At 62.5% G+C, this 22,848-nt stretch carries 18 protein-coding genes; 6 read left to right on the forward strand and 12 right to left on the reverse strand.

The features are described 5' to 3' along the window. Nucleotides 1-250: 250 nt before the first annotated feature. The gene (gene estP, locus AC3WLP_RS18940; protein WP_088513515.1) at nucleotides 251-2,140 is read left to right on the forward strand and encodes an esterase EstP; all 1,890 of its coding nucleotides are present in this window, start codon (nucleotides 251-253) and stop codon (nucleotides 2,138-2,140) included. A 246-nt stretch (nucleotides 2,141-2,386) separates the two neighbouring features. Here estP and trpE read toward each other — a convergent pair whose 3' ends face one another. The 9 genes from trpE to AC3WLP_RS18985 form a co-directional block, all read right to left on the reverse strand. Further along, nucleotides 2,387-3,868 carry an anthranilate synthase component I gene (gene trpE / locus AC3WLP_RS18945; protein WP_088513516.1) on the reverse strand — a complete coding sequence of 494 codons (1,482 nt, stop codon included), beginning with the start codon at nucleotides 3,866-3,868 and terminating at the stop codon, nucleotides 2,387-2,389. 69 nt (nucleotides 3,869-3,937) lie between these two features. Continuing rightward, nucleotides 3,938-4,756, reverse strand: coding sequence for a phosphoglycolate phosphatase (locus tag AC3WLP_RS18950; protein ID WP_014755134.1), 819 nt, complete (start codon nucleotides 4,754-4,756; stop codon nucleotides 3,938-3,940). Continuing rightward, nucleotides 4,753-5,427, reverse strand: a complete 675-nt coding sequence (gene rpe, locus AC3WLP_RS18955) for a ribulose-phosphate 3-epimerase (RefSeq protein WP_003255539.1) — start codon at nucleotides 5,425-5,427, stop codon at nucleotides 4,753-4,755. Before rpe ends, AC3WLP_RS18950 begins: the two co-directional genes overlap by 4 nt. Before the next feature lie 149 nt (nucleotides 5,428-5,576). Beyond that, nucleotides 5,577-6,404 (reverse strand): ABC transporter permease, encoded by an 828-nt coding sequence (locus AC3WLP_RS18960; protein ID WP_003255542.1) that lies wholly within the window; start codon nucleotides 6,402-6,404, stop codon nucleotides 5,577-5,579. Nucleotides 6,405-6,414: 10 nt separating this feature from the next. Then, a complete protein-coding gene (locus AC3WLP_RS18965) occupies nucleotides 6,415-7,662 on the reverse strand; it encodes an ABC transporter permease (RefSeq protein WP_011953311.1) in 1,248 nt (415 codons plus the stop codon). A 60-nt stretch (nucleotides 7,663-7,722) separates the two neighbouring features. Further along, nucleotides 7,723-8,757 carry an ABC transporter substrate-binding protein gene (locus AC3WLP_RS18970; protein ID WP_010951750.1) on the reverse strand — a complete coding sequence of 345 codons (1,035 nt, stop codon included), beginning with the start codon at nucleotides 8,755-8,757 and terminating at the stop codon, nucleotides 7,723-7,725. 40 nt (nucleotides 8,758-8,797) lie between these two features. After that, nucleotides 8,798-9,922 carry an ABC transporter ATP-binding protein gene (locus tag AC3WLP_RS18975; RefSeq protein ID WP_003255547.1) on the reverse strand — a complete coding sequence of 375 codons (1,125 nt, stop codon included), beginning with the start codon at nucleotides 9,920-9,922 and terminating at the stop codon, nucleotides 8,798-8,800. Nucleotides 9,923-10,217: 295 nt separating this feature from the next. Continuing rightward, nucleotides 10,218-10,850 carry a response regulator gene (locus AC3WLP_RS18980; protein ID WP_173401663.1) on the reverse strand — a complete coding sequence of 211 codons (633 nt, stop codon included), beginning with the start codon at nucleotides 10,848-10,850 and terminating at the stop codon, nucleotides 10,218-10,220. Between the two features lie 7 nt (nucleotides 10,851-10,857). Next, nucleotides 10,858-13,245: a PAS domain-containing sensor histidine kinase gene (locus tag AC3WLP_RS18985; RefSeq protein WP_004576194.1), complete on the reverse strand. Its 2,388-nt coding sequence runs from the start codon at nucleotides 13,243-13,245 to the stop codon at nucleotides 10,858-10,860. 95 nt (nucleotides 13,246-13,340) lie between these two features. Here AC3WLP_RS18985 and AC3WLP_RS18990 point away from each other — a divergent pair, with 95 nt between their 5' ends. Continuing rightward, nucleotides 13,341-14,339 (forward strand): alpha/beta hydrolase family protein, encoded by a 999-nt coding sequence (locus tag AC3WLP_RS18990; protein WP_088513517.1) that lies wholly within the window; start codon nucleotides 13,341-13,343, stop codon nucleotides 14,337-14,339. A 27-nt stretch (nucleotides 14,340-14,366) separates the two neighbouring features. Here the strand turns inward: AC3WLP_RS18990 and AC3WLP_RS18995 are convergent, their stop codons facing one another. The 3 genes from AC3WLP_RS18995 to AC3WLP_RS19005 are packed head-to-tail and all read right to left on the reverse strand — an operon-like array spanning nucleotide 14,367 to nucleotide 16,823. After that, on the reverse strand, nucleotides 14,367-15,134 hold the full coding sequence (locus AC3WLP_RS18995) for a TerB family tellurite resistance protein (protein WP_003255552.1): 768 nt from the start codon (nucleotides 15,132-15,134) through the stop codon (nucleotides 14,367-14,369). 1 nt (nucleotide 15,135) lies between these two features. Further along, a complete protein-coding gene (murU, locus tag AC3WLP_RS19000; RefSeq protein WP_088513518.1) occupies nucleotides 15,136-15,807 on the reverse strand; it encodes an N-acetylmuramate alpha-1-phosphate uridylyltransferase MurU in 672 nt (223 codons plus the stop codon). Beyond that, the gene (locus AC3WLP_RS19005) at nucleotides 15,804-16,823 is read right to left on the reverse strand and encodes an aminoglycoside phosphotransferase family protein (protein WP_014755129.1); all 1,020 of its coding nucleotides are present in this window, start codon (nucleotides 16,821-16,823) and stop codon (nucleotides 15,804-15,806) included. The genes murU and AC3WLP_RS19005 overlap by 4 nt, the downstream gene beginning before the upstream one ends. A 130-nt stretch (nucleotides 16,824-16,953) precedes the next feature. Here AC3WLP_RS19005 and AC3WLP_RS19010 point away from each other — a divergent pair, with 130 nt between their 5' ends. Genes AC3WLP_RS19010 through rsmA form a run of 4 tightly spaced genes read left to right on the forward strand, consistent with a single transcriptional unit; the run spans nucleotide 16,954 to nucleotide 22,847 of the window. Next, nucleotides 16,954-19,761, forward strand: coding sequence for an LPS-assembly protein LptD (locus AC3WLP_RS19010; RefSeq protein WP_088513519.1), 2,808 nt, complete (start codon nucleotides 16,954-16,956; stop codon nucleotides 19,759-19,761). Further along, on the forward strand, nucleotides 19,742-21,061 hold the full coding sequence (gene surA, locus AC3WLP_RS19015; RefSeq protein ID WP_011953306.1) for a peptidylprolyl isomerase SurA: 1,320 nt from the start codon (nucleotides 19,742-19,744) through the stop codon (nucleotides 21,059-21,061). Before AC3WLP_RS19010 ends, surA begins: the two co-directional genes overlap by 20 nt. After that, nucleotides 21,058-22,047, forward strand: coding sequence for a 4-hydroxythreonine-4-phosphate dehydrogenase PdxA (pdxA, locus tag AC3WLP_RS19020; RefSeq protein ID WP_088513520.1), 990 nt, complete (start codon nucleotides 21,058-21,060; stop codon nucleotides 22,045-22,047). The genes surA and pdxA overlap by 4 nt, the downstream gene beginning before the upstream one ends. After that, nucleotides 22,044-22,847 (forward strand): 16S rRNA (adenine(1518)-N(6)/adenine(1519)-N(6))-dimethyltransferase RsmA, encoded by an 804-nt coding sequence (gene rsmA, locus AC3WLP_RS19025; RefSeq protein WP_003255558.1) that lies wholly within the window; start codon nucleotides 22,044-22,046, stop codon nucleotides 22,845-22,847. Before pdxA ends, rsmA begins: the two co-directional genes overlap by 4 nt. The last annotated feature ends 1 nt before the right edge of the window (nucleotide 22,848 follow it).

The raw sequence follows: 22,848 nt of genomic DNA on the forward strand, positions 1-22,848 counted from the left end.
GGCCGGCAGGGGATAAAGTCAGGCGCGCCAACGCCAACGGGCGTGGGCCTTGATTACGCGCATCAAGAGTTTGCTGACGATCAACACAGGATAGGTCTCGCTCATACGTCCCGGCACAGTAGCCTACCGGGGCGACGGGCGCAATATGCCTGTAAACACGGAGAAACGAATGGACTTGGGAGCGAAGCACTACGATTTGCTAAGGTCGATGGGGTTGTCCTGATAAAAACAAAGAAAAGGATGTTCCCTGATGCGAAAAGCCCCGTTATTGCGCTTTACCCTCGCTTCACTGGCCTTGGCCTGTAGCCAGGCGTTGGCCGGCCCTTCGCCCTATTCAACCCTCATCGTGTTTGGCGACAGCCTCGCCGATGCAGGGCAGTTTCCCGACCTGGACGGCGGTACCCCAGGCGCGCGCTTCACCAACCGCGATGCCGACGGCAACTTCGCTCCGGTGTCACCGATGATCCTCGGTGGCCGCCTGGGCGTCGCGCCAGGCGACCTTAACCCGTCGACATCCATAGGCATCCAGCCCGATGGTAATAACTGGGCAGTTGGCGGGTACACCACCCAACAGATCCTGGACTCGATCACGACAACGTCCGAGACCGTCATCCCGCCAGGAAACCCCAATGCCGGGTTGGTGCTGCGCGAGCGCCCCGGCTACCTGGCCAACGGCCTGCGCGCCGACCCAAATGCCTTGTATTACCTGACAGGTGGCGGTAACGACTTCCTGCAGGGCCTGGTGAATAGCCCGGCCGACGCCGTAGCCGCCGGCGCCCGCCTGGCTGCCAGTGCCCAAGCCCTTCAGCAAGGAGGCGCGCGCTACATCATGGTCTGGCTGCTACCTGACCTCGGCCAAACGCCCAATTTCAGCGGCACGCCACAGCAAAACCCACTGTCACTGCTCTCCGCTGCGTTCAACCAGTCACTGATCAGCCAGCTAGGGCAGATCGATGCCCAGATCATCCCACTGAACATCCCTGTGCTGTTGAGCGAGGCGCTGTCCAGCCCCAGTCAGTTCGGCCTGGCCAGCGACCAGAACCTGGTCGGCACCTGCTACAGCGGCGATAGCTGCGTGGAAAACCCGGTGTACGGGATCAACGGCACAACGCCAAACCCGACCAAACTGCTGTTCAACGACTCGGTCCACCCGACTATCGCGGGTCAGCAGCTGATTGCCGATTACGCCTACTCGATCCTCGCAGCCCCCTGGGAACTGACTCTGCTACCGGAAATGGCCCACGCCAGCCTGCGGGCTCATCAGGATGAGTTGCGCAATCAGTGGCAGACGCCTTGGCAAGCCGTTGGCCAATGGCAAGCCTTTGTCGCCAGTGGCGCTCAGGACCTGGACTTCGACGGCCAGCGCAGCGCGGCCAGCGGTGACGGCCGCGGCTACAACCTGACCGTGGGCGGCAGCTATCGCCTGAACGACGCATGGCGCCTGGGCCTGGCCGGCGGTGCGTACCGCCAGAAGCTGGAAGCCGGCGAACAGGATTCGAACTACAAGCTGAACAGCTATATGGCCAGCGCCTTTGCCCAATACCGTCAGGACCGCTGGTGGGCCGACGCGGCGCTGACCGCCGGGCACCTGGACTATAGCGACCTCAAGCGTACCTTCGCCCTGGGCGTGAATGACCGCAGTGAAAAAGGCGACACCGACGGCGAGGCCTGGGCAATGTCCGGGCGGCTGGGCTACAACCTGGCGGCCGACACCAGCAACTGGCAGTTGGCACCTTTCATCAGTGCCGACTATGCGCGGGTGAAGGTGGATGGCTACGAAGAGAAGAGCGGGCGCTCGACGGCGCTTGGCTTCGATGACCAGGAGCGCACGTCACGTCGCCTGGGCGTGGGGCTGTTGGGCAGTGTGCAGGTACAGCCAAATACCCGGCTTTTTGCCGAAGTGGCGCAGGAGCATGAGTTCGAGGACGACCAGCAGGATGTGACAATGCACCTGACCAGCTTGCCAGCGAATGATTTCACCCTGACCGGGTATACGCCGCACAGCGACCTGACCCGGGCGAGCCTGGGTGTGAGCCATGAACTGGTGGCAGGGGTGCATTTGCGCGGGAACTACAATTGGCGCAAGAGTGATGAGTTGACGCAGCAGGGCGTTAGCGTGGGGGTTAGCGTGGACTTTTGAATTGCTGGGGGCCGCTTTGCGGCCCATTCGCGGGTGAACCCGCTCCTACGACGGCCTAGTATGCCTTAGGCTTGCGCAACACTTGTAGGAACGGGTTTACCCGCGAATACGGTGGCGGCGGCAACGGTGAACGGCAGGTAGAAATTGGCCAGCAGGCCCGGCCCTTTCGCGGGTGAACCCGCTCCTACACAACCTTGTAGGAGCGTGGTTTACCCGCGAATGGGCTGCGCAGCAGCCCCAATCAATTTATCTGGCGGAAGTCTGCTCGGCCAACGCCACCGCACGGAACATCGCCCGGCGCTTGTTGATGGTTTCTTCCCATTCCAGCGCAGGCACCGAGTCGGCAACGATGCCGCCACCGGCCTGCACATGCAGCTCGCCATCCTTGATCACCGCAGTACGAATGGCAATTGCGGTATCCATGTTGCCGTTCCAGGCAAAATAGCCGACAGCACCGCCGTAAACCCCACGCTTGACCGGTTCCAGCTCGTCGATGATCTCCATCGCGCGGATCTTGGGCGCACCCGACAAGGTGCCAGCCGGAAGAATCGCCCGCAGTGCATCCATCGCCGTCAGGCCTTCACGCAGCTGGCCGGTAACGTTGGAAACAATGTGCATCACGTTGGAGTAACGCTCGATCACCATCTTCTCGGTCAGGCGCACACTGCCGGTCGAAGACACACGGCCGACATCGTTGCGGCCCAGATCGATCAGCATCAGGTGCTCGGCAATTTCCTTGTCGTCCGACAGCAGGTCGTCTTCCAGCGCACGATCGGCCTCTTCGGTCACACCACGCGGACGAGTACCGGCAATCGGGCGCACGGTGACCAGGTTGTCCTCGACACGTACCAGCACTTCGGGCGAGCTGCCGACCACATGGAAGTCACCGAAGTTGAAGAAGTACATATATGGCGTCGGGTTGAAGCAGCGTAGCGCGCGATACAGGTCGATAGGCGCAGCCTTGAAGTCGATCGACATGCGCTGCGACGGCACCACCTGCATACAGTCCCCGGCCAGGATGTATTCCTTGATACGACCGACGGCGTTTTCGTAATCCTCGCGGGTGTAGCTGGAGCGGAACGCCGGCTCGGCCGCCGGCGGGCCGCTCAGGTCCAGGCCGCGGCGTGGGGTGATTGGCTGGCGCAAGGTTTCCAGCAAACCTTGCAGACGTGCCTGGCCCTGTTCGAAGGCCTGATCTTCAGCGGGGTCGACCAACACGATGGCGTGCATCTTGCCCGCCAGGTTGTCGAACACCACCACCGCGTCGGACACCATCAGCAGGATATCCGGTACGCCCAGCGGGTCCGGGTTGGGGCTGGCGCCCAGACGCTTTTCTACATAACGCACGCAGTCGTAGCCAAAGTAGCCAACCAGGCCGCCATTGAAACGCGGCAGGCCGGGGATATCGGCAACTTTGTAGCGGTCCTTGAAGGTTTCAACGAATGTCAGCGGGTCTTCGACCTCGCAGCTTTCCACCTCGACGCCATCGTGCAGGATGCTGACATGGTAGCCATGCACACGCATCACGGTGCGCGATGGCAAGCCGATCATCGAGTAACGGCCCCACTTCTCGCCGCCCTGCACCGATTCGAGCAGGTACGAGTTGGGCTGGTCAGCCAGTTTCAGGTAGATCGACAGCGGCGTGTCGAAGTCGGCCAAGGTTTCACAGGCCAAGGGAATACGGTTGTAGCCGGCAGCAGCCAGGCGCAGGAATTCTTCGCGGTTCATGAGTGGTCTCGTGGCAAGCAGCAATAGGTCAGGCAAACGGACGGGCCGGCACACGCCGGCAGGCTGAAGTCAGGCGCGCCAACGCCAACGGGCCAAGGCCTTGATGACTTTCATCCAGAATTTGCCAGTAACCGCCACGGTGGACTCTCTGTCTTGTGAGGCTTGAAGGTCCGCCAACGTTATCCCAGTGGCCGGGTCTGCGCAACCGGGCAGCAATGCGCGCAGGTCGTCGATTACCAGGCTGGGGGATTCGGCGTCGATCGGCCGGCCATGGTTATAGCCGTAGGTCAGGCCCACGCATTGCACGCCAGCCGCCTTGGCCGCCTGCACGTCACTGCGCGAATCACCGACAAACAGGGACTGCTGCGGGGTGACACCGGCCATCTGCATGACGAACAGCAACGCAGCCGGGTCGGGCTTTTTCTGCGGCAAGGTGTCGCCACCAATGATCCAGCGGAAGAAATTACCGATCTTCATCTGGTCCAGCAGCGGGCCAACAAAGCGCTCAGGCTTGTTGGTGATCAGCGCCATCTCCACGCCCTGCTTGCGCAGCCAGCGCAGGGTGTCGCGCACGCCGGGGTAGACCACGGTAAGTTCGTGGCTTTCGGCATAAGCGTCCATGAACAGCGCCAGCGCCTGTTCTGCCAGCGCATCGTCCACGTCGGCATGCTCGATGCCGCCCGCCAACGCGCGGCGCACCAGCACCTGGGCGCCATTGCCAACCCAGTGGCGCACTGCCTCAAGGCCAGCAGGCGGGCGCCCCAGTTCGAGCAGCATGCGGTCCACGGCGGCGGCCAGGTCAGGCACAGAATCGATCAGGGTACCGTCCAGATCGAACATTACCAGCCTTGGCAGCGTCCCCGGGAACAGCTGCTCGAAGCCACTCATGGGCGGGCCAGGGCCAGTTCGGCGCGCATCTTGGCGATCACTTCCTGGTAGTCCGGGGCGTTGAAGATCGCCGAGCCGGCCACGAAGGTGTCGGCGCCAGCGGCAGCGATCTCGCGGATGTTGTTGACGTTCACGCCACCATCGATCTCCAGACGGATATCACGGCCACTGGCGTCGATCAGCGCACGCGCTTCGCGCAGCTTGTCGAGGGTGCCGGGGATGAACTTCTGCCCGCCGAAGCCTGGGTTGACGCTCATCAGCAGCACCATGTCGATCTTGTCCATCACATACTTCAGGGCGTCCAGGCTGGTGGCCGGGTTGAACACCAGGCCGGCCTTGCAACCACCATCCTTGATCAGCTGAAGCGAACGGTCGATGTGCTGCGTGGCTTCAGGGTGGAAGGTGATGTAGGTGGCACCCGCTTCGATAAAGTCGCCAATGATGCGGTCAACCGGGCTGACCATCAGGTGCACGTCGATCGGCGCAGTAACGCCGTACTTGCGCAGAGCGGTGCAAACCATCGGACCGATGGTCAGGTTGGGGACATAGTGATTGTCCATGACATCGAAGTGGACGATGTCTGCACCCGCAGCCAATACCTTGTCGACGTCCTCACCCAGGCGGGCAAAATCGGCAGAGAGAATGGAGGGGGCAATAGCGTAGGGCTGCATGGCGCACCTGTTGGCAGAGTCACGGTGGCGCGCATTGTAACTCAGGGAAAGCGATGAAGGCTGATTGGTATCAATTGGTGTCGACCAGCGCAACTTGTGCCGGCCTCCGCGACTTTAGCCGCGAAGAGGCCGGTACAGGCAACCCATCATCAAGCCGGCTGTTGAGTCCTCAGCTTCTCACTACGCCCACGCAACCATTCCAGGGTCAGCAGCAACAACACCGAGAACGCAATCAGCAAGGTCGCCGCCGCGGCAATGGTCGGGCTCAGGTTCTCGCGAATACCACTGAACATCTGCCGCGGCAGAGTTGCCTGTTCCGGTCCGGCGAGGAACAGCGTCACCACCACCTCGTCAAACGAGGTGGCAAAGGCAAACAGGGCGCCAGAGATGACACCGGGCGCGATCAGCGGCAGGGTCACCCGGCGGAAAGCCAGCAGAGGCGAGGCTCCCAGGCTGGCCGCCGCACGCACCAGATTGTAGTTGAACCCCTGTAGCGTCGCCGACACGGTAATGATGACGAACGGCACACCCAGTACCGCATGCACCAGAATCAGCGAGGTGAAACTGTTGCCCATGCCCAGAGGGGCGAAGAACAGGTAACTGGCCACCCCGATGATCACTACCGGCACCACCATGGGCGAGATCACCAGCGCCATCACCAGCGACTTGCCGGGGAAATCGCCACGGGTCAGGCCGATGGCCGCCAACGTGCCGAACACCATGGCCAGCACCGTGGCCGCTGGGGCAACGATGATGCTGTTTTTCAACGCCCGCATCCATTCGGCCGAGCCGAAGAAGTCCTGATACCACTGCAGCGAGAAGCCCTGCAGCGGGTACACCAGGAAGCTGCCACTGTTGAACGACAGCGGCACGATCACCAGCACTGGCAAGATCAGAAACAGCAGGATCAAGCCGCAGAGAATACGCAGGCTGTAGAACCAGACCCGCTCCACGGGCGACATGTATGGGCTCAGCATGATAGGCTCCTCAGCTCAGGCGCAGACGGCTGGCGCCGACCAGCCAGCTATAGATCAGGTACAACAGCACGGTCGCCAGCAGCAACAGCCCGCCCAGTGCGGTGGCCATGCCCCAGTTGATGCTGGTGTTGGTGTAGAAGGCGACGAAGTAGCTGACCATCTGGTCGTTCGGACTACCCAGCAGCGCCGGGGTGATGTAGTAACCGATGGCAAGGATGAACACCAGCAGGCAACCGGCGCCAACACCGGCGTAAGTCTGCGGGAAGTACACCCGCCAGAAACTGGCGAACGGGTGGCAGCCCAGCGAGATCGCCGCACGCATGTAGCTCGGGGAAATACCCTTCATCACGCTGTACAGCGGCAGGATCATGAACGGCAGCAGGATGTGCACCATCGAGATGTAGACACCTGTGCGGTTGAACACCAGCTCCAGCGGCTGGTCGATGATGCCCATGGCCATCAGCGCGCTGTTGATCAGCCCGCCCGACTGCAGCAGCACGATCCAGGCCGCCACCCGCACCAGGATCGATGTCCAGAAAGGCAACAGCACCAGAATCATCAGCAGGTTGCTCTGCCGGGTCGGCAGGTTGGCCAACAAGTAGGCCAGTGGGTAGGCCAGTACCAGGCAGATAGTGGTAATCACCACCCCCATCCACAGGGTACGGACAAAAATGTCCAGGTAAATGGCCTGGTCCGGGGTGGCCTTGGCCAGCTCACCAAGGTCATCGATGCGATGGTCCACCGAGGCCAACAGGTAGAAAGAAGTCACCGAACTGGTATTGCGGCGGATCGCCTGCCAATAAGCCGGGTCACCCCAACGCTCGTCGACAGCCTGCAACGCATCCTTATAAGAGGCAGGCTCAGCCTTGAAGGGCAGTGCACGGGCAGTCTTGGTCAACAAGCTGCGGTAACCGGCCAGCTCCATGTTCAAGCGTTTGGAAAGGTCACCAAGGGTCTGGTTCTTGCGCGACTCGGCCAAATCCTGGCTCAGCGCCTTGTAAACGTCCTCGCCTGGCAGGCTTTTGCCATCCCACTGGCTGATGACTTCCACCGTGCGCGGCAGGCCGCCGACCACTTCAGGGTTGCCGACGCTCTTGTACAGCAGCGCCGCAATCGGCACCAGGAACACCAGCAGAAGAAACAGCGCCAGCGGCGCGATCAACGCCTGCGCCTTCCAGCGGTTGACCCGCTCGGCGTGTTTGAGGCGCTGCTTGAGACTTGAACCCGCGCCTTCGTTGAGGGGCACTGCAATGGCCATGGCGAACTCCGCAATACAGGCTGAATTGGGGGCCGCTTTGCGGCCCCACACACTGGACGTTTACTTCTTCGCCGCCCAGGCGTTGAAGCGTTGCTCCAGCTGCTCGCTGTTGTCGGCCCAGAACGCCACGTCGATCTGCACCTGGTTGGCAATGTTCTCAGGCGTGGTCGGCATGTCTTTCTTCACTTCGTCCGACAGCAGGCTCACGGCCTTGGAGTTGGCCGGGCCATAGGCGATGTTTTCGGAGTAGATCTTCTGCTGCTCGGGCTTGACGCTGTAGGCGATGAACTTCTTCGCCTCTTCGACGTTTTTGGCGCCTTTAGGAATTGCCCATGCATCGAAGTCGTAGATGCCGCCGTTCCACACCACCTTGAGGTTGCTCTCTTTCTGCACAGCGGCAATACGGCCGTTGTAGGCAGAGCTCATGACCACGTCGCCAGAGGCCAGGAACTGCGGTGGCTGTGCACCCGCTTCCCACCACTGGATGCTGGGCTTGAGTTCGTCGAGTTTCTTGAAGGCGCGGTCCTGGCCTTCCTTGGTTGCGAGCACTTTGTAGACGTCCTTGGGCGCAACGCCGTCGGCCATCAGTGCAAATTCCATTGTGTACTTGGCGCCCTTGCGCAGGCCGCGCTTGCCCGGGAACTGCTTGGTGTCCCAGAAATCGGCCCAGCTGGTGGGGGCGGTCTTGAGCTTGTCGGCGTTGTAGGCCATGACCGTGGACCAGACGAAGAAGCCCACGCCGCAAGGCTGAATGGCACCAGGCACGTAGTCGGCCTCATTGCCGAACAGGGCTGGGTCGAGCTCTTCGAACATGCCCTCGTCGCAGCCGCGCGCCAGCTCTGGCGACTCAACCTCTACCAGGTTCCACGACACACTCTTGGTGTCGACCATCGCCTTGACCTTGGCCATTTCGCCGTTGTACTCACCCGCGACAATCTTGCCATTACCCGCTTTTTCCCAGGGTTCGTAGAACGCTTTGACCTGGGCAGCCTTGTTGGCGCCCCCGAACGAGATCACGGTGAGGTCTGCGGCCATGGCCTGGCCAGCGGTGAACAGCCCCAAAGCCAGGGCGGTCAGTTTCAACTGCTTGCGCATTATTATTCTCTCCACAGTACAGGGTTGGTGAAGCAATCCATCAATGGGCTTCGGCAATCGGATCGAGCGCGCGGGCGTGCTCCACCTCCCAGCCCAGCGGTACCACATCGCCCACGGCCAACGCCGGGTCGAGCTCGGCAATAGGCTGCTTCACGAAGAAGTCGCCTTTGCCGCAAACCTCCAGACGCACCCGCACGTGGTCGCCCAGGTAAATGAATTCGGCCACCCGGCCAGAGAACCGGTTCACGCAGCTTTCACTGTGGCCGTTCAGACGCACGCGCTCCGGGCGTATCGACAGGGTCACCGGCTCGCCAGCCTGGCCGACATTCACCGCCAGCGCCTCGACCCGCTCACCGCGAGGCAACTGCACCTGGCAACGTTTGCCATCGCTGGCCAGCAGGGTGCCGCTAATGCGGTTGTTCTCGCCGATGAAGTTGGCGACGAAGGTGTTGCAAGGCTCCTCGTACAGCGTGCGCGGGTCGGCGATCTGCTGGATTTCGCCCTGGTGGAACACCGCCACGCGGTCAGACATGGTCAGCGCTTCGCCCTGGTCGTGGGTCACGTACACCACGGTCACACCCAGGCGCTGGTGAATGTGCTTGATCTCCATCTGCATGTGTTCGCGCAGCTGCTTGTCCAGCGCGCCAAGTGGCTCGTCCATCAGCACCAGTTGCGGCTCGAACACCAATGCCCGGGCCAGCGCCACACGCTGCTGCTGGCCGCCAGACAGCTGGCCGGGGTAGCGTTTGGCGAAAGCGTCGAGCTGGACCATGTTCAGCACACGTTTGACCCGCTCGCTGATGTCGGTCTTGCTCAGGTTGCGCACGGTCAGCGGAAAGGCCAGGTTCTCAGCCACGGTCATGTGCGGAAACAGCGCGTAGTTCTGGAACACCATGCCGATATCACGCTTGTGCGGCGGCACGTTGTTGATCGAGCGGCCGCCAAGCTGGATTTCACCGGCGGTGGGGGTCTCGAAGCCCGCCAGCATCATCAGGCTGGTGGTCTTGCCCGAGCCGGACGGGCCAAGCAGGGTGAGGAACTCGCCCTTGCGGATATCCAGGTTGAGGTCTTTGACGATCAGCGACTCGCCGTCGTAGCTCTTCTGCACACCACGGAAGCTGACCAGCGTTTCGCCGGTTGCAGCGTTCGACTTCGCCTCGCTCATGCCTGCACCTTCTTGTTGGATGACTGCGTAGGCAAAAGAGTAGAAGAGACGCAAGCGCCCGAAAATCGGGGGTACTGAGAGAATGCCATCATCCGGATGGAAGATTTGTTGTAGGGATCGCCCTACAAGGATGGCGGGATTGGAATGCCCTTGCGAGCCAACCACGAAACCTGTGGGAGCGGGCATGCCCGCGAAGAGGCCGGCTCAGCCATAGAGATCAGCAGGCCAGGCCCGTTCGCGGGCATGCCCGCTCCCACAGAGGATTCGGGAAGTTTCGGGCACCCGTATGTCGCAATCAGACCAGCTTGTGCTCCATGGCGTACTTCACCAGCTCCGCCAGCGAGTTCACTTTCAACTTCTGCATCAGGCGTGCCTTGTGGGTGCTGATGGTCTTGCTCGACAGCGCCAACTGCTGGGCAATGTCGTTGACGTTGGCGCCTTGGGCCAGGCGCTCGAACACTGAAAACTCGCGCTCCGAGAGCAGTGTGTGCAACGGCCGGGATTCGGTGAGGCCTACTTCGAACACCATGCGGTCGGCCAGCGACGGGTCGATATAACGCCCGCCACCGGCCACCCGACGAATCGCTGTCAACAACAACGCCGGATCACTGTCTTTGGTGGCATAGCCCGCCGCACCGGCCTTCAGCGCCCGCGCCGCCATCTGTGCCTCATCGTGCATCGACAACATCAGGATCGCTGGAGCATCGTGCAGCGCACGGATACGCGGGATCGCCTCCAGGCCGTTCACACCCGGCATCGAGATATCCAGCAGTACCACCTCGCACGGTGTGTGGCGCAGGGTTTCGAGCAACTGCTCGCCATTACCGGCCTCCCCCGCCACTTGCATGTCCTTGGCCAGGCCAATCAACTGCTTGATGCCTTCACGGACAATGGTGTGGTCTTCGGCCACCAGTACTCGAATCACGATTGCTCTCCTACTCCAACGGAATGGCCACGCTCAGGCTGGTGCCTTCGCCCGGCTCGCTTTCCAGCGTCATGCTCCCCCCCAGCATCAGCACCCGCTCGCGCACACCCACCAGGCCAAACGAGGTAGGCCGGGTCTGCTCGCGGCAAAAGCCTTGGCCATCATCACTGACCGTCATGCGCAACTGTCCGCCCTCACGTACCAGCTCAATCTCTACGCTGTGCGCCTGGGCGTGACGCATCACATTGGTCAGCGCCTCCTGGAGGATACGAAACAGCCCGGTGGCCTTGGCATCACTCAATGCTGGCAGATTATCGGGTACTTGCACCAGACAGGGGATTTGCGTGCGTGCCTCGAAACGCCGCGCCTGCCATTCGATGGCCGAGGCAATGCCGGCATCGAGGATCGGCGGACGCAAGGCAGTGGCGACATCGCGGACCAACTGGAACAACTGGGCAATCAGGCGTTTCATGCTCGCCAGGCGATCATTCAGGCCAGGGTCCAGCTCGGCATAGGCCAGCTCGCACATCGACACTTCCAGCTTGAGCACGGTCAGCATCTGCCCCAGCTCATCATGCACTTCCCGGGCGATACGGGCTTTTTCTTCTTCACGCACGCTCTCCAGGTGGGCCGAGAGTTCGCGCAGCTGCTCCTGGGACTTTGCCAGCGCCAGCTCGGCCCGCTTGCCCTGTGTGATGTCCCAGACTACACCGTCCCACACCACCTGGCCGTTGCCCAGATGCCGGGCGCTGGCCTTGATATCGGCCCAGCGCTGTTCGCCCTGCCGGGTGAGGATGCGCCCCTGCCAGGACCAGTCCTGGTCGCTGGCCAGGGCCAGGTCCTGAACCCGGTGATAATCAGCACGGTCCTCGGGGTGCACCAGGTTGCGCAGGCCCATCTGCGGGTGCTGGATCTCGCTGGGTGCATAACCTACCAAAGCCTCGCTACCCTCACTGATATAGGGGAACTCCAGATCGCCCTCGGCCGGGTCACGTTCCAGGCGAAACACCAACCCTGGTACGTTGCCAGCAATGCCCTTGAGCCGCGCCTCGCTTTCGCGAAGGGCCGCCAGGGCACGGTGGCGTTCGGTGACATCGGCGAGGTAGACCACCAGATATTCGGAATCACGAAAGCGCAGAAAGCTCAGCGACAGCTCCACGGGTAGCAAGCTTTGATCAGCCCGCCGGCATTGCGTCTCAAACTGACCGACACCCCCCGCCCCTGTCCGCGCCCCTTTCCACAGCTCCAGCCAACGGTCCATGTTCAGGCTCGGCTCGAAGTCGCTCAGCGGCCGCTCCAGCAACGCCCCTTCGCTGTAGCCCAACATGCGCTCGGCGGCATGGTTGGCGTAACGCACATGGCTGTCCCAGTTGACCCAGAGGATACCCACGGTGCTCTGATCGATGGCGAACTGGCTCAGGCGCAACGCCTCTTCGCGCACCTGGCGTTCAACCAGGCTCTCCCGCGCGGCCAACAGGCTGCGCTCCAGCTGGCGCTGCTGACGGCGTTGCCACACCAGCGTGGCCAAGGCACACAACAGCAACAGACCGAACAGCAAGGCCATGTTCTGCCAGAAGCCCGGCGACTCGCTCAGGCGCGGGTACTTCGGCTGCAACCAGCGCTGATGCAGTTGTTCCAGCTCCTTGGCCGGCACTGCCTGCAAGCCACGTTCAAGTACATCGGCCAGCAGCGGCCAGTCGCGCCGCGAACCGATACGCAACAGCTGCGGCAGGCCAATATCGCCGACCACCGCCAGCTCACCGAACTCGCTCTCGCGGGACAGGCGGCTGAGCTGCGCTTCATCCAGCACGGCGAAACTGGCCTGGCCGCCTACCACCAGTTGCAAGGCCTCACGATCGTCGGGCACCCCCTGCAGGTTGAGGTTGCCGTAGTTGCCGCGCAGGTAATCCGCCAGCGGGCTGGGCATGCGCACCGCCACGCGTTGCTCGGCTTCAAGCTTTTCCAGCTCCACGGCCATGGCCCCGGTGCGCGGCCCCACCACCAGCTGAGGCACGCGCATGTACGGGTCGCTGAATAGCCACAGGCGCAGGCTGGCTGGCGTCTGGGTAAGGCCAGGGGCGAAGTCGATTTCGCCGCTTTGCAGGGCATGTTCCAAACTGGCCTGGTCACTGAAGTTACGCCAGGTGAGGTCCAGCCGCAGCGCCTGCGCCAGGCTGTTCACCAGCTCCACATTGGCCCCGTACAGTTGCTGCAGACGCCGGTCGAACTGGGCGTAGGGCGCCTGCAACACCAGGCCGACACGCAGGCTGCGGTGGGTGTCCAGCCACTGCTGCTGGTCAGGCTCCAGCACCACAGAGGGCAGCGCCTCGGGCTTGGCCCAGGCAATCAAGGGCAGCCACAAGCAGCCGATAACCAACAGGCGACGCACTCGCTTCATCTATACGCTCGACTTGGCAAAGACGGTCATGCAGCATGGCCGTCACGGGCAAATACTATTAGGCTGCCGGTTTCATTCTGGCCTTGGGTTGACTCATGTCCACACTTTATCGCACGACGCTGGCAATGTGCTGCCTGGCCTCGGTCCTTCCACTCGGCGCCCTGGCCGCAGATGCCGAAAAACCACCTGCAAATACCATGGCACCGGCTGCCGAGGCCCCACGCCCACCCTTGCTGGAACGCAGCCAGGAGGATGCACTGGCGCTGGAGCGGCTGCTGCCCAAGGCTGAGCAGCAGACCCTGCAGGCCGGTGCCGACAGCTTCCTGGCCCTGTGGAAGCCGGCCAATGACAACGATCCGCAAGGGGCGGTGATCATTGTCCCCGGTGCAGGCGAAACGGCCGACTGGCCAAATGCAGTCGGCCCACTGCGGCAAAAATTCCCTGATATCGGCTGGCACAGCCTGAGCGTCAGCCTGCCCGACCTGCTCGCAGACAGCCCGCAAGCGCGGGTCGAAACCACACCACCGGCAGCGCCTGCGCCAGACAAAGGCGAAAGCGCACCGGCCAAGGACGTGCCGGCCGACGCCAACGCCAACGTGGCCCAAGCCACCGCGGCCGATGCCGACACAGCAGAAAGCACCGATGCCGAACAAGCCAGCGAGCAGGCCGACCCGGCAGATGCCGAACGCATCTTCGCCCGCCTGGATGCCGCCGTGGCGTTCGCCCAACAACACAATGCCCGCAGCATCGTACTGATCGGCCATGGTAGCGGTGCGTATTGGGCGGCGCGCTACCTGAGCGAGAAGCAGCCACCACAGGTACAAAAACTGGTGATGGTCGCTGCACAGACCCCTGCACGGGTGGAGCAGGACCTGGAAAGCCTGGCCCCAACCTTGAAGGTACCCACGGCCGATATCTACTACGCCACCCGCAGCGCTGACCGCAACGCAGCCCAGCAACGGCTGCAGGCCAGCAAGCGGCAGAAGGATAGCCAGTACCGACAATTGTCATTGATTGCCATGCCAGCAAACAAAGCGGCGGAACAAGAGCAACTGTTCCGCCGGGTGCGGGGGTGGATGAGCCCTCAGGGCTGAGTCAGGCTTGATCCTTGTGGCGGGGCGTCAAAGGCCGCGCCGCTTGCGGATCATGGCATAGGCCTGGTGCAACTCACGGGTACGCGCGGTTGCTTCACGCACCTGCGCCTCGCTGGCACCAGTACCCGCCAGCTTGTCCGGGTGATGCCGACTGACAAGCCGACGATACGCCTGCTTGACCTTATCGGTGTCGGTGTCTGCGTCCACCGCCAGCAAGCGCAACGCTGCCGCGTAGGTCATGGGCACGCTTTCTGCGCCCGTGGCCTTGCGCGGCTCGTACTCCAGCGACATGGCCTGCACCTGGCGTCGGCTCATGCCCAGCTTCTGCCCCCAGTCCAGCAGCAACTCACGCTCCTTGTTGCCCATCTTGCCGTCAGCCCACACCATGCGCCAACACGCCCGCAAGGTACCTTCCGCCGCGTGGGGCTGCTGACTGATGCGCCGCAGGTGCCCGCCAAGCCGGTCCTTGCCCGCCTTGCCACGGTTGAACGCATTGATGGCGCGCAGCCGGGCTGCCTCGGCCAGGTCCAGGCGCACCATCTCCTGACGCGCCTGCTGGATATGCTGCTCGGCTACCCGGCCATCGCACTTGGCCAAGCGCCCAAGCATCACGAACAACAACTCGTCGTCGCGTAATGCAGGGCGCCCACCCAGGCGTTCGCGCATGTCTTCCCAGCCTTGCAAGCGCAGCCGGCGGTCAATGGCCTGCCCAAGCAACGCACCGAGCAAGGCACCCGGTATGCTCGCAACGGCAAAACCGGCACTCACACCAATCACCGTGCCTGGCCACCACATGTCAGGCGCGCTCGCCAATCAGAGACTCAGCCTCGGCCAGGCGTTCAAGCGTGCCAACATCCACCCAGTGCCCACGGTAGTGTTCGCCAGATACCTTGCCGGCCGCCATCGCCTGGCGCAGCAACGGTGCCAGCTTGAAGGCACCCGCCTGGCAACCTTCGAACAGCGTCGGGTGCAGCACCGAAATGCCGCTGAAGGTCAGCGTGCCTGGCGCGTCATCGCCGTCAACGACCTGCTCGCCCATCAGGCGGAAGTCACCGCGGCCGTGATGGCCAGGGTTGTCGACCAGCACCAGGTGAGCCAGGCCTTGCAGGGGAGCCTGCAGACGCGCGAAGTCGTAGTCGGTCCACACATCGCCATTCACCAGCAGGAACGGCGCATCACCCAACAAAGGCAAGGCCTTGAAGATGCCGCCGCCGGTTTCCAGCGGTTCACCTTCAGGTGAATAGCGGATGCTCAGGCCGAAGCGGCTACCGTCGCCCAGATGGTCCTCGATCTGCTGGCCAAGCCAGGCATGGTTGATCACCACTTCGGTCACGCCCGCTGCCGCCAGGGCGCGCAGGTGGTACTCGATCAGCGGCTGGCCGGCGACCGGGACCAACGGTTTTGGGGTGTGCAGGGTCAGCGGGCGCATACGCTCGCCCTTCCCCGCAGCCAGGATCATGGCCTTCATGCACGCGCTCCGGCCTGCAACTCGGCAATCAGCTCACCCAGCTCCGCCAATTCGGGCCGGCGACCGATCACTTCATTTATATAGGCGAAGAAACGCGGCACGTCGCCCAGGTAACGCGGCTTGCCGTCGCGGTGGCAGATACGGGCGAAGATACCGATCACCTTCAGGTGCCGCTGCACGCCCATCAGGTCACTGGCGCGGTGGAAGGCTTCGAACTCGGCGTGCACCGGGATGCCAGCCGCCTGCGCCTGCTGCCAGTAGTCGCTCAGCCAGCCTTCGACCCGCGCCTGCGGCCAGCTGACAAAGGCGTCCTTGAACAGGCAGGTAATGTCGTAGGTGACCGGGCCGTATACCGCATCCTGAAAGTCCAGCACACCAGGGTTGGGGGTGCTCTGCATCAGGTTGCGCGGCATGTAGTCACGGTGTACCAACACCTTGGGTTGCGCCAGGGCGCTGTCGATCAGCAACTGGCTGACGCGCTGCCAGGTGGCCTTCTGTGCATCGGTGAAGGTCAGGCCCAGCTCACGCCCCACGTACCATTCGGGGAACAGTTCCACTTCACGGCGCAGCAGGGCGTCGTCGTAGCTGGGCAGCGGCGCGTCCATCGGCAAACGCTGGAACTTCAGAAGGGCATCGATGGCGTCGGCGAACAGGCCATCGGCGTTGTCGGCATTGATGATGTCAAGGTATGTCTGAGTGCCCAGATCCCCAAGCAACAAAAAGCCGCGTTCCAGGTCCTGGGCGTGGATCAGCGGCACATGGACGTCAGCGCTGGCCAGCAGGTGGTCGATGGCGACGAACGGTCGGCAGTTTTCCTGCGGGGGGGGCGCATCCATGATCACGAAACTGTGGCCAGCGCCCTGCCAGCGGAAATAGCGGCGGAAGCTGGCGTCGCTGCTGGCAGCGGTCAAGCTGCCTGCAGGCACCTCGCCCCAGGCGTTGTCACGGAAAAGATCATTGAGCTGTTCATCGAGCCAGACCGTCAGTTGTTGCAGGCGTACATCGTGTTCAGGCATTGCAAGGGTCTCCGACGGCCCTAGCCGTCAAGCGGGTCATGCTTTATTATCCAGCATCTTTTTCAGACCATCGAGAGGCGTGCGGCCCCACACGCGGGCAGATGGCACGCAGGAAGCCCGGACTAATAAGATGGCATTGAAATCCCCCGCGTTTCGTAGAAAGTTTCCGTTGCTGGTAACCGGCGGTCTGCTGGCCCTGCAACCTCTGGCCACCTCATACGTAGTGGCAGCCGAACAGTTCGACTGCCAAGTGTCCGCCGCCGGTGGTTGGGACTGCAAGCCCAAAACCCCAGTCAACAACTTGCCACCGCGCCCGGTGCACGAAGGTGCAGCCGTCAGCTCCGGTACCGAAGCGGCGGGCGAAGCCGAAACTGCGGACCGGCCCGTGCTGGTTACCGAGGCCAAGGGCCGTGGTCTGAAGTCGCGCAGCGAAGACTACAGCCACCTGGACTGGGTTCCGCGTGAAAAGCTCACCGCCGCGCAGCTGGCTGAAACCGGCCCGTACTGCGGTGGCGCGTATATCGAGCCAACCCGCCCGGGCATGGCCGACACCACGCCGAAGGACGAGTCGCCAACCTACATCAATGCCAAGGTATCCAAGTACCAGCAGGAGCAGCAGGTCGCTACCCTCGCCGGTGACGTGGTGATGCGCCAGGGCAGCATGCAGGCCGAAGCCGACGAGGCCAACCTCTACCAGGCCGAAAACCGTGGCGAGCTCAAGGGCAACGTCAAGATCCGTGACAACGGTTCGCTGGTGGTCGGTGACGAGGCCCAGGTCCAGCTCGACACTGGCGAAGCCCAGGTCGACAACGCCGAATACGTGATGCACAAGTCGCACATCCGCGGCAGTGCCCTGTACGCCAAGCGTGGCGAAAACGCCATCATCCGCCTCAAAGACGGTACGTACACCACCTGCGAACCGGGTAGCAACGCCTGGCAGCTGAAGGGCAACAACATCACCCTGAACCCGGCCACCGGTTTCGGTACTGCGACCAACGTTACGCTACGGGTCAAGGATTTCCCGGTGTTCTATACACCGTACATCTACTTCCCGATTGACGACCGTCGCCAGTCCGGTTTCCTGCCGCCCTCGTTCAGCACCAGCAGCGACACCGGCTTCATGCTGGTCACGCCGTACTACTTCAACCTGGCGCCTAACTACGACGCCACGTTGTACCCGCGTTACATGGCCAAGCGCGGCCTGCTGATGGAAGGCGAGTTCCGCTACCTGACACCTTCCAGCGAAGGCCAGTTCGGCGGCGCCTACCTGAACGACAAGAACGACGACCGCAAAGATCAGACGGATTACGAAGATCAGCGCTGGATGGTCAACTGGCAGCACAAGGGTGGCCTGGACGAACGCCTGATGACCGAGGTGGACTACACCGACATCAGCGACCCGTTCTACTTCCAGGACCTGGAATCTGACCAGATTGGTGTGGAAAGCCGCGACTTCCTGAATCAGCAGGGTGCATTGACCTACCGGGGCGATAGCTACACCGCACGGCTGAATGTACATGCCTACGAGGCGGCGACCATTTCGCAGATCACGCCTTATGATCGACTGCCGCAGATTACCCTCAATGGCGTACTGCCTTATCAGCCAGGGGGGTTGAACTTCGCTTACGAAACCGAGGCCGCGCGCTTCGAACGTGACTTGAAGAACGACACCGTGTTCGACAAGGACGGCAACCTGGACCTCACAGCGGGGCCCGATGGTCGTCGGCTTGACGAAAATATTCAAGGTATCGAGCGGGCCAACGGCACGCGCCTGAATGTCGCGCCGTCAATCAGCTATCCAATGACAGCCAGCTATGGGTTCCTCACACCCAAGCTGAAATATGCCTACACCCAGTACGATCTTGATCTGGACAGCAAAGGCAAAGCCGATGCAATCGCCTTGCAAACCGCCAATCCAGACGCGTACGGAAGCTACGACAGCTCTGTTAGCCGCGACGTGCCAATCTTCAGCGTCGACAGCGGCCTGTACTTCGACCGCAACACCTCGCTGTTTGGCAACAATTACCGTCAAACCCTCGAACCGCGCATGTTCTACCTCTATGTTCCGTACAAGGACCAGAAGGACATCCCGCTGTTCGATACCGGCGAAACCCTGTTCAGCTACGATTCGCTGTTCCGCGACAACCGCTTCAGCGGCACTGACCGTATCGGCGACGAAAACAAACTGTCGCTGGGCGTGACCACACGCTGGATCGAAGACAACGGCTTCGAGCGCCAGAACTTCAGCATCGGCCAGGCCTACTACTTCAAAGACCGCAAGGTCCAGCTGCCAGGCATCGACTACCGCACCCGCAAGGACGCGCAGTCCGATGTATCGCCATACGCTCTGGTGTACAACTACTACTTCAACCGCGACTGGCGCTTCAATTCGGACTTCAACTGGGACCCGGACAGCCGCAGCACCCGCTCGGGCAGCGCGATGTTCCACTACCAGCCTGAAGACAACCCGAACAAGATCGTCAACCTCGGTTATCGCTACCGTAACGACACCATTGCCTACGACTCGACCACGGGTACCTGGAAAGTGGGCGGCGGTGACTATGGCACCCCGGGCGATCCGAACTACATCAAGGATTACTACAAGATCCAGCAGCACGACTTCTCGGTCATCTGGCCGATCGTGCCGCAATGGAACGTTATCGCTCGCTGGCAGCATGACTACAACCGCAACCGCACCCTGGAAGCCATGGGTGGTTTCGAATACGACAACTGCTGCTGGAAGCTGCGCCTGATCAACCGTTACTGGATCGACTACGACGATTTCAGCCAGGCCCTTCCACAGAACGAAAAAGGCGACCACGGTGTCTTCCTTCAGATCGTCCTGAAAGGCCTCGGCGGCGTAGTTGGCAACAAGGTCGAGTCTTTCCTCGACCAAGGCATTCAAGGTTACCGTGAACGTGAAGACCAAGCTTATTGATCGTCTGCGCCCAGTGTTGCTGGGCGTCGCTTTGCTGAGTGGCGCGGTGCATGCCGCGGTGCAACCTCTTGATCGCGTGGTGGCTATCGTCGACAACGACGTGGTCATGCAAAGCCAGCTGGACCAGCGTGTCCATGAGGTCCAGCAAACCATCGCCAAGCGCGGCGGCGGCGTGCCGCCGACCAGCGCCCTGGAACAGCAGGTCCTGGAGCGCCTGATCGTCGAGAACCTGCAGCTGCAGATCGGCGAGCGCTCTGGCATCCGCATCACCGACGAAGAGCTGAACCAGGCCATTGGCACCATTGCCCAGCGCAATGGCATGTCGCTGGACCAGTTCCGCGCGGCGCTGGCCCGTGACGGCCTGTCGTTCGACGACGCTCGCGAGCAGGTCAAGCGCGAGATGATCATCAGCCGCGTGCGCCAACGCCGCGTTGCCGAACGCATTCAGGTGTCCGAGCAGGAAGTGAAGAACTTCCTGGCCTCGGACCTGGGCAAGATGCAGATGTCGGAAGAGTACCGCCTGGCCAACATCCTCATCCCGACCCCGGAAGCCGCCAACTCGGACGATATCCAGAAGGCTGCGCGCAAGGTCGGTGACGTTTACCAGCAACTGCGCCAGGGTGCTGACTTCGGCCAGATGGCGATTGCCAACTCGGCCAGCGAAAACGCCCTGGAAGGCGGCGAGATGGGCTGGCGTAAAGCCGGTCAGCTGCCACCCGACTTCGCCAAGATGCTCAGCAGCATGCCGGTGGGCGAAATTACCCAGCCTATTCGCATCCCCAACGGCTTCATCATCCTCAAGCTCGAGGAGAAGCGCGGCGGCAGCGAGAACGTTCTGCGTGACGAAGTGCATGTGCGCCACATCCTGATCAAGCCAAGCGAGATCCGCAGCGAGGCGGCCACCCAGCAGTTGGCCGAGCGTCTGTACGATCGGATCAAGAACGGCGAAGACTTCGGCGAACTGGCCAAGAGCTTCTCGGAAGACCCGGGTTCGGCACTCAACGGCGGCGACCTCAACTGGGTCGATCCGAACAGCCTGGTACCGGAGTTCCGTGAACAGATGGCCAATGCCCAGCAAGGCGTGGTGACCAAACCGTTCAAGACCCAGTACGGCTGGCACGTTCTGGAAGTGCTGGGCCGCCGCGCCACCGACAGCACCGAGCAGGCTCGCGAACAGCAGGCCCTGAGCGTACTGCGCAACCGTAAGTACGACGAAGAGCTGCAAACCTGGCTGCGCCAGATCCGCGACGAAGCCTACGTTGAAATCAAGCTGCCTGGCGCTGACCAGGCCGCCCAGTGAAGCCCCTGCGCTTCGCCGTCACCCCCGGCGAGCCGGCCGGCATAGGCCCCGACCTGTGCCTGCTGCTCGCCGCAGACGCCCAGCCCCACCCCCTGATCGCCATCACCAGCCGTGACCTGCTCGCCGAGCGGGCCACGCAGCTGGGGCTGGCCGTCAGCCTGCTGCCGGTAGCCCCGGGCCAATGGCCTGACCTCCCGGCACCCGCAGGTAGCCTGTACGTCTGGGATACCCCCTTGGCGGCTCCGGTGGTGCCAAGCCAGCTCGACAAGGCCAACGCAGCGTTCGTGCTGGAAACCCTGACCCGCGCTGGCCAAGGTTGCCTGGACGGCCACTTCGCCGGGATGATCACGGCCCCGGTTCACAAGGGTGTGATCAACGAAAGCGGTATCGCCTTTTCCGGGCATACCGAATTCCTTGCCGAACTGACCCGCACCGCACAAGTGGTAATGATGCTGGCCACCCGCGGCCTGCGCGTGGCCCTGGTGACCACGCACCTGCCACTGCGTGATGTTGCCGACGCTATCACTGCAGAGCGCGTTGAACGTGTAACCCGTATCCTGCATGCCGACATGCGCGACAAGTTCGGCATTGCCAACCCGCGTATCCTCGTGTGCGGCCTCAACCCGCACGCGGGCGAGGGCGGCCACCTGGGCCGCGAAGAAATCGACATCATCGAGCCGACCTTGGCCCGCCTGCGCACCGAAGGCATGGACCTGCGCGGGCCGCTGCCAGCCGATACCCTGTTTACCCCCAAATATCTGGAGCACTGCGATGCGGTGCTGGCGATGTACCACGACCAGGGCCTTCCCGTACTCAAGTACAAAGGCTTCGGCGCAGCAGTGAACGTGACCCTGGGCCTGCCAATCATCCGCACGTCGGTTGACCACGGCACCGCCCTGGACCTGGCCGGCACTGGCAAAGTCGACACCGGCAGCCTGCGCGTCGCACTGGAAACCGCCTACCAGATGGCCGAGAACCGACCATGAACGAGCAATACCAACACCGGGCGCGCAAGCGCTTCGGCCAGAACTTCCTGCACGACGCCGGTATCATCGACCGCATCCTGCGTGCCATCAACGCCAAGGCCGGCGAACACCTGCTGGAAATCGGTCCGGGCCAAGGCGCCCTGACCGAAGGCCTGCTGGGCAGTGGCGCACAGCTGGACGTGGTGGAGCTGGACAAAGACCTGGTGCCGATCCTGCAGCACAAGTTCGCTGATCGCAGCAACTTCCGCCTGCACCAAGGTGACGCCCTGAAGTTCGACTTCAACCAGCTGGGCGTGCCGCCGCGCAGCCTCAAGGTGGTTGGCAACCTGCCCTACAACATCTCCACCCCGCTGATCTTCCACCTGCTCAGCCACGCCGGGCTGATCCGCGACATGCATTTCATGCTGCAGAAGGAAGTGGTCGAGCGCATGGCCGCCGGCCCTGGCGGCGGTGACTGGGGGCGCTTGTCGATCATGGTGCAGTACCACTGCCGCGTGGAGCACCTGTTCAATGTCGGCCCTGGTGCCTTCAACCCACCCCCGAAAGTGGATTCGGCAATCGTCCGCCTGGTGCCGCACGAAGTGCTGCCGTTCCCGGCCAAGGACCACCTGCTGCTGGAGCGTGTCGTTCGCGAAGCGTTCAACCAGCGCCGCAAGACCCTGCGCAACACCATGAAAGGCCTGCTGGACAGCGCCGCCATCGAGGCTGCCGGCGTTGATGGCAGCCTGCGCCCTGAACAGCTCGACCTGGCAGCCTTCGTGCGCCTGGCAGACCAGCTGGCGGATCAGCAACAAGCCTGAT

The sequence above is a fragment of the Pseudomonas sp. FW305-E2 genome, assembly GCF_058782925.1.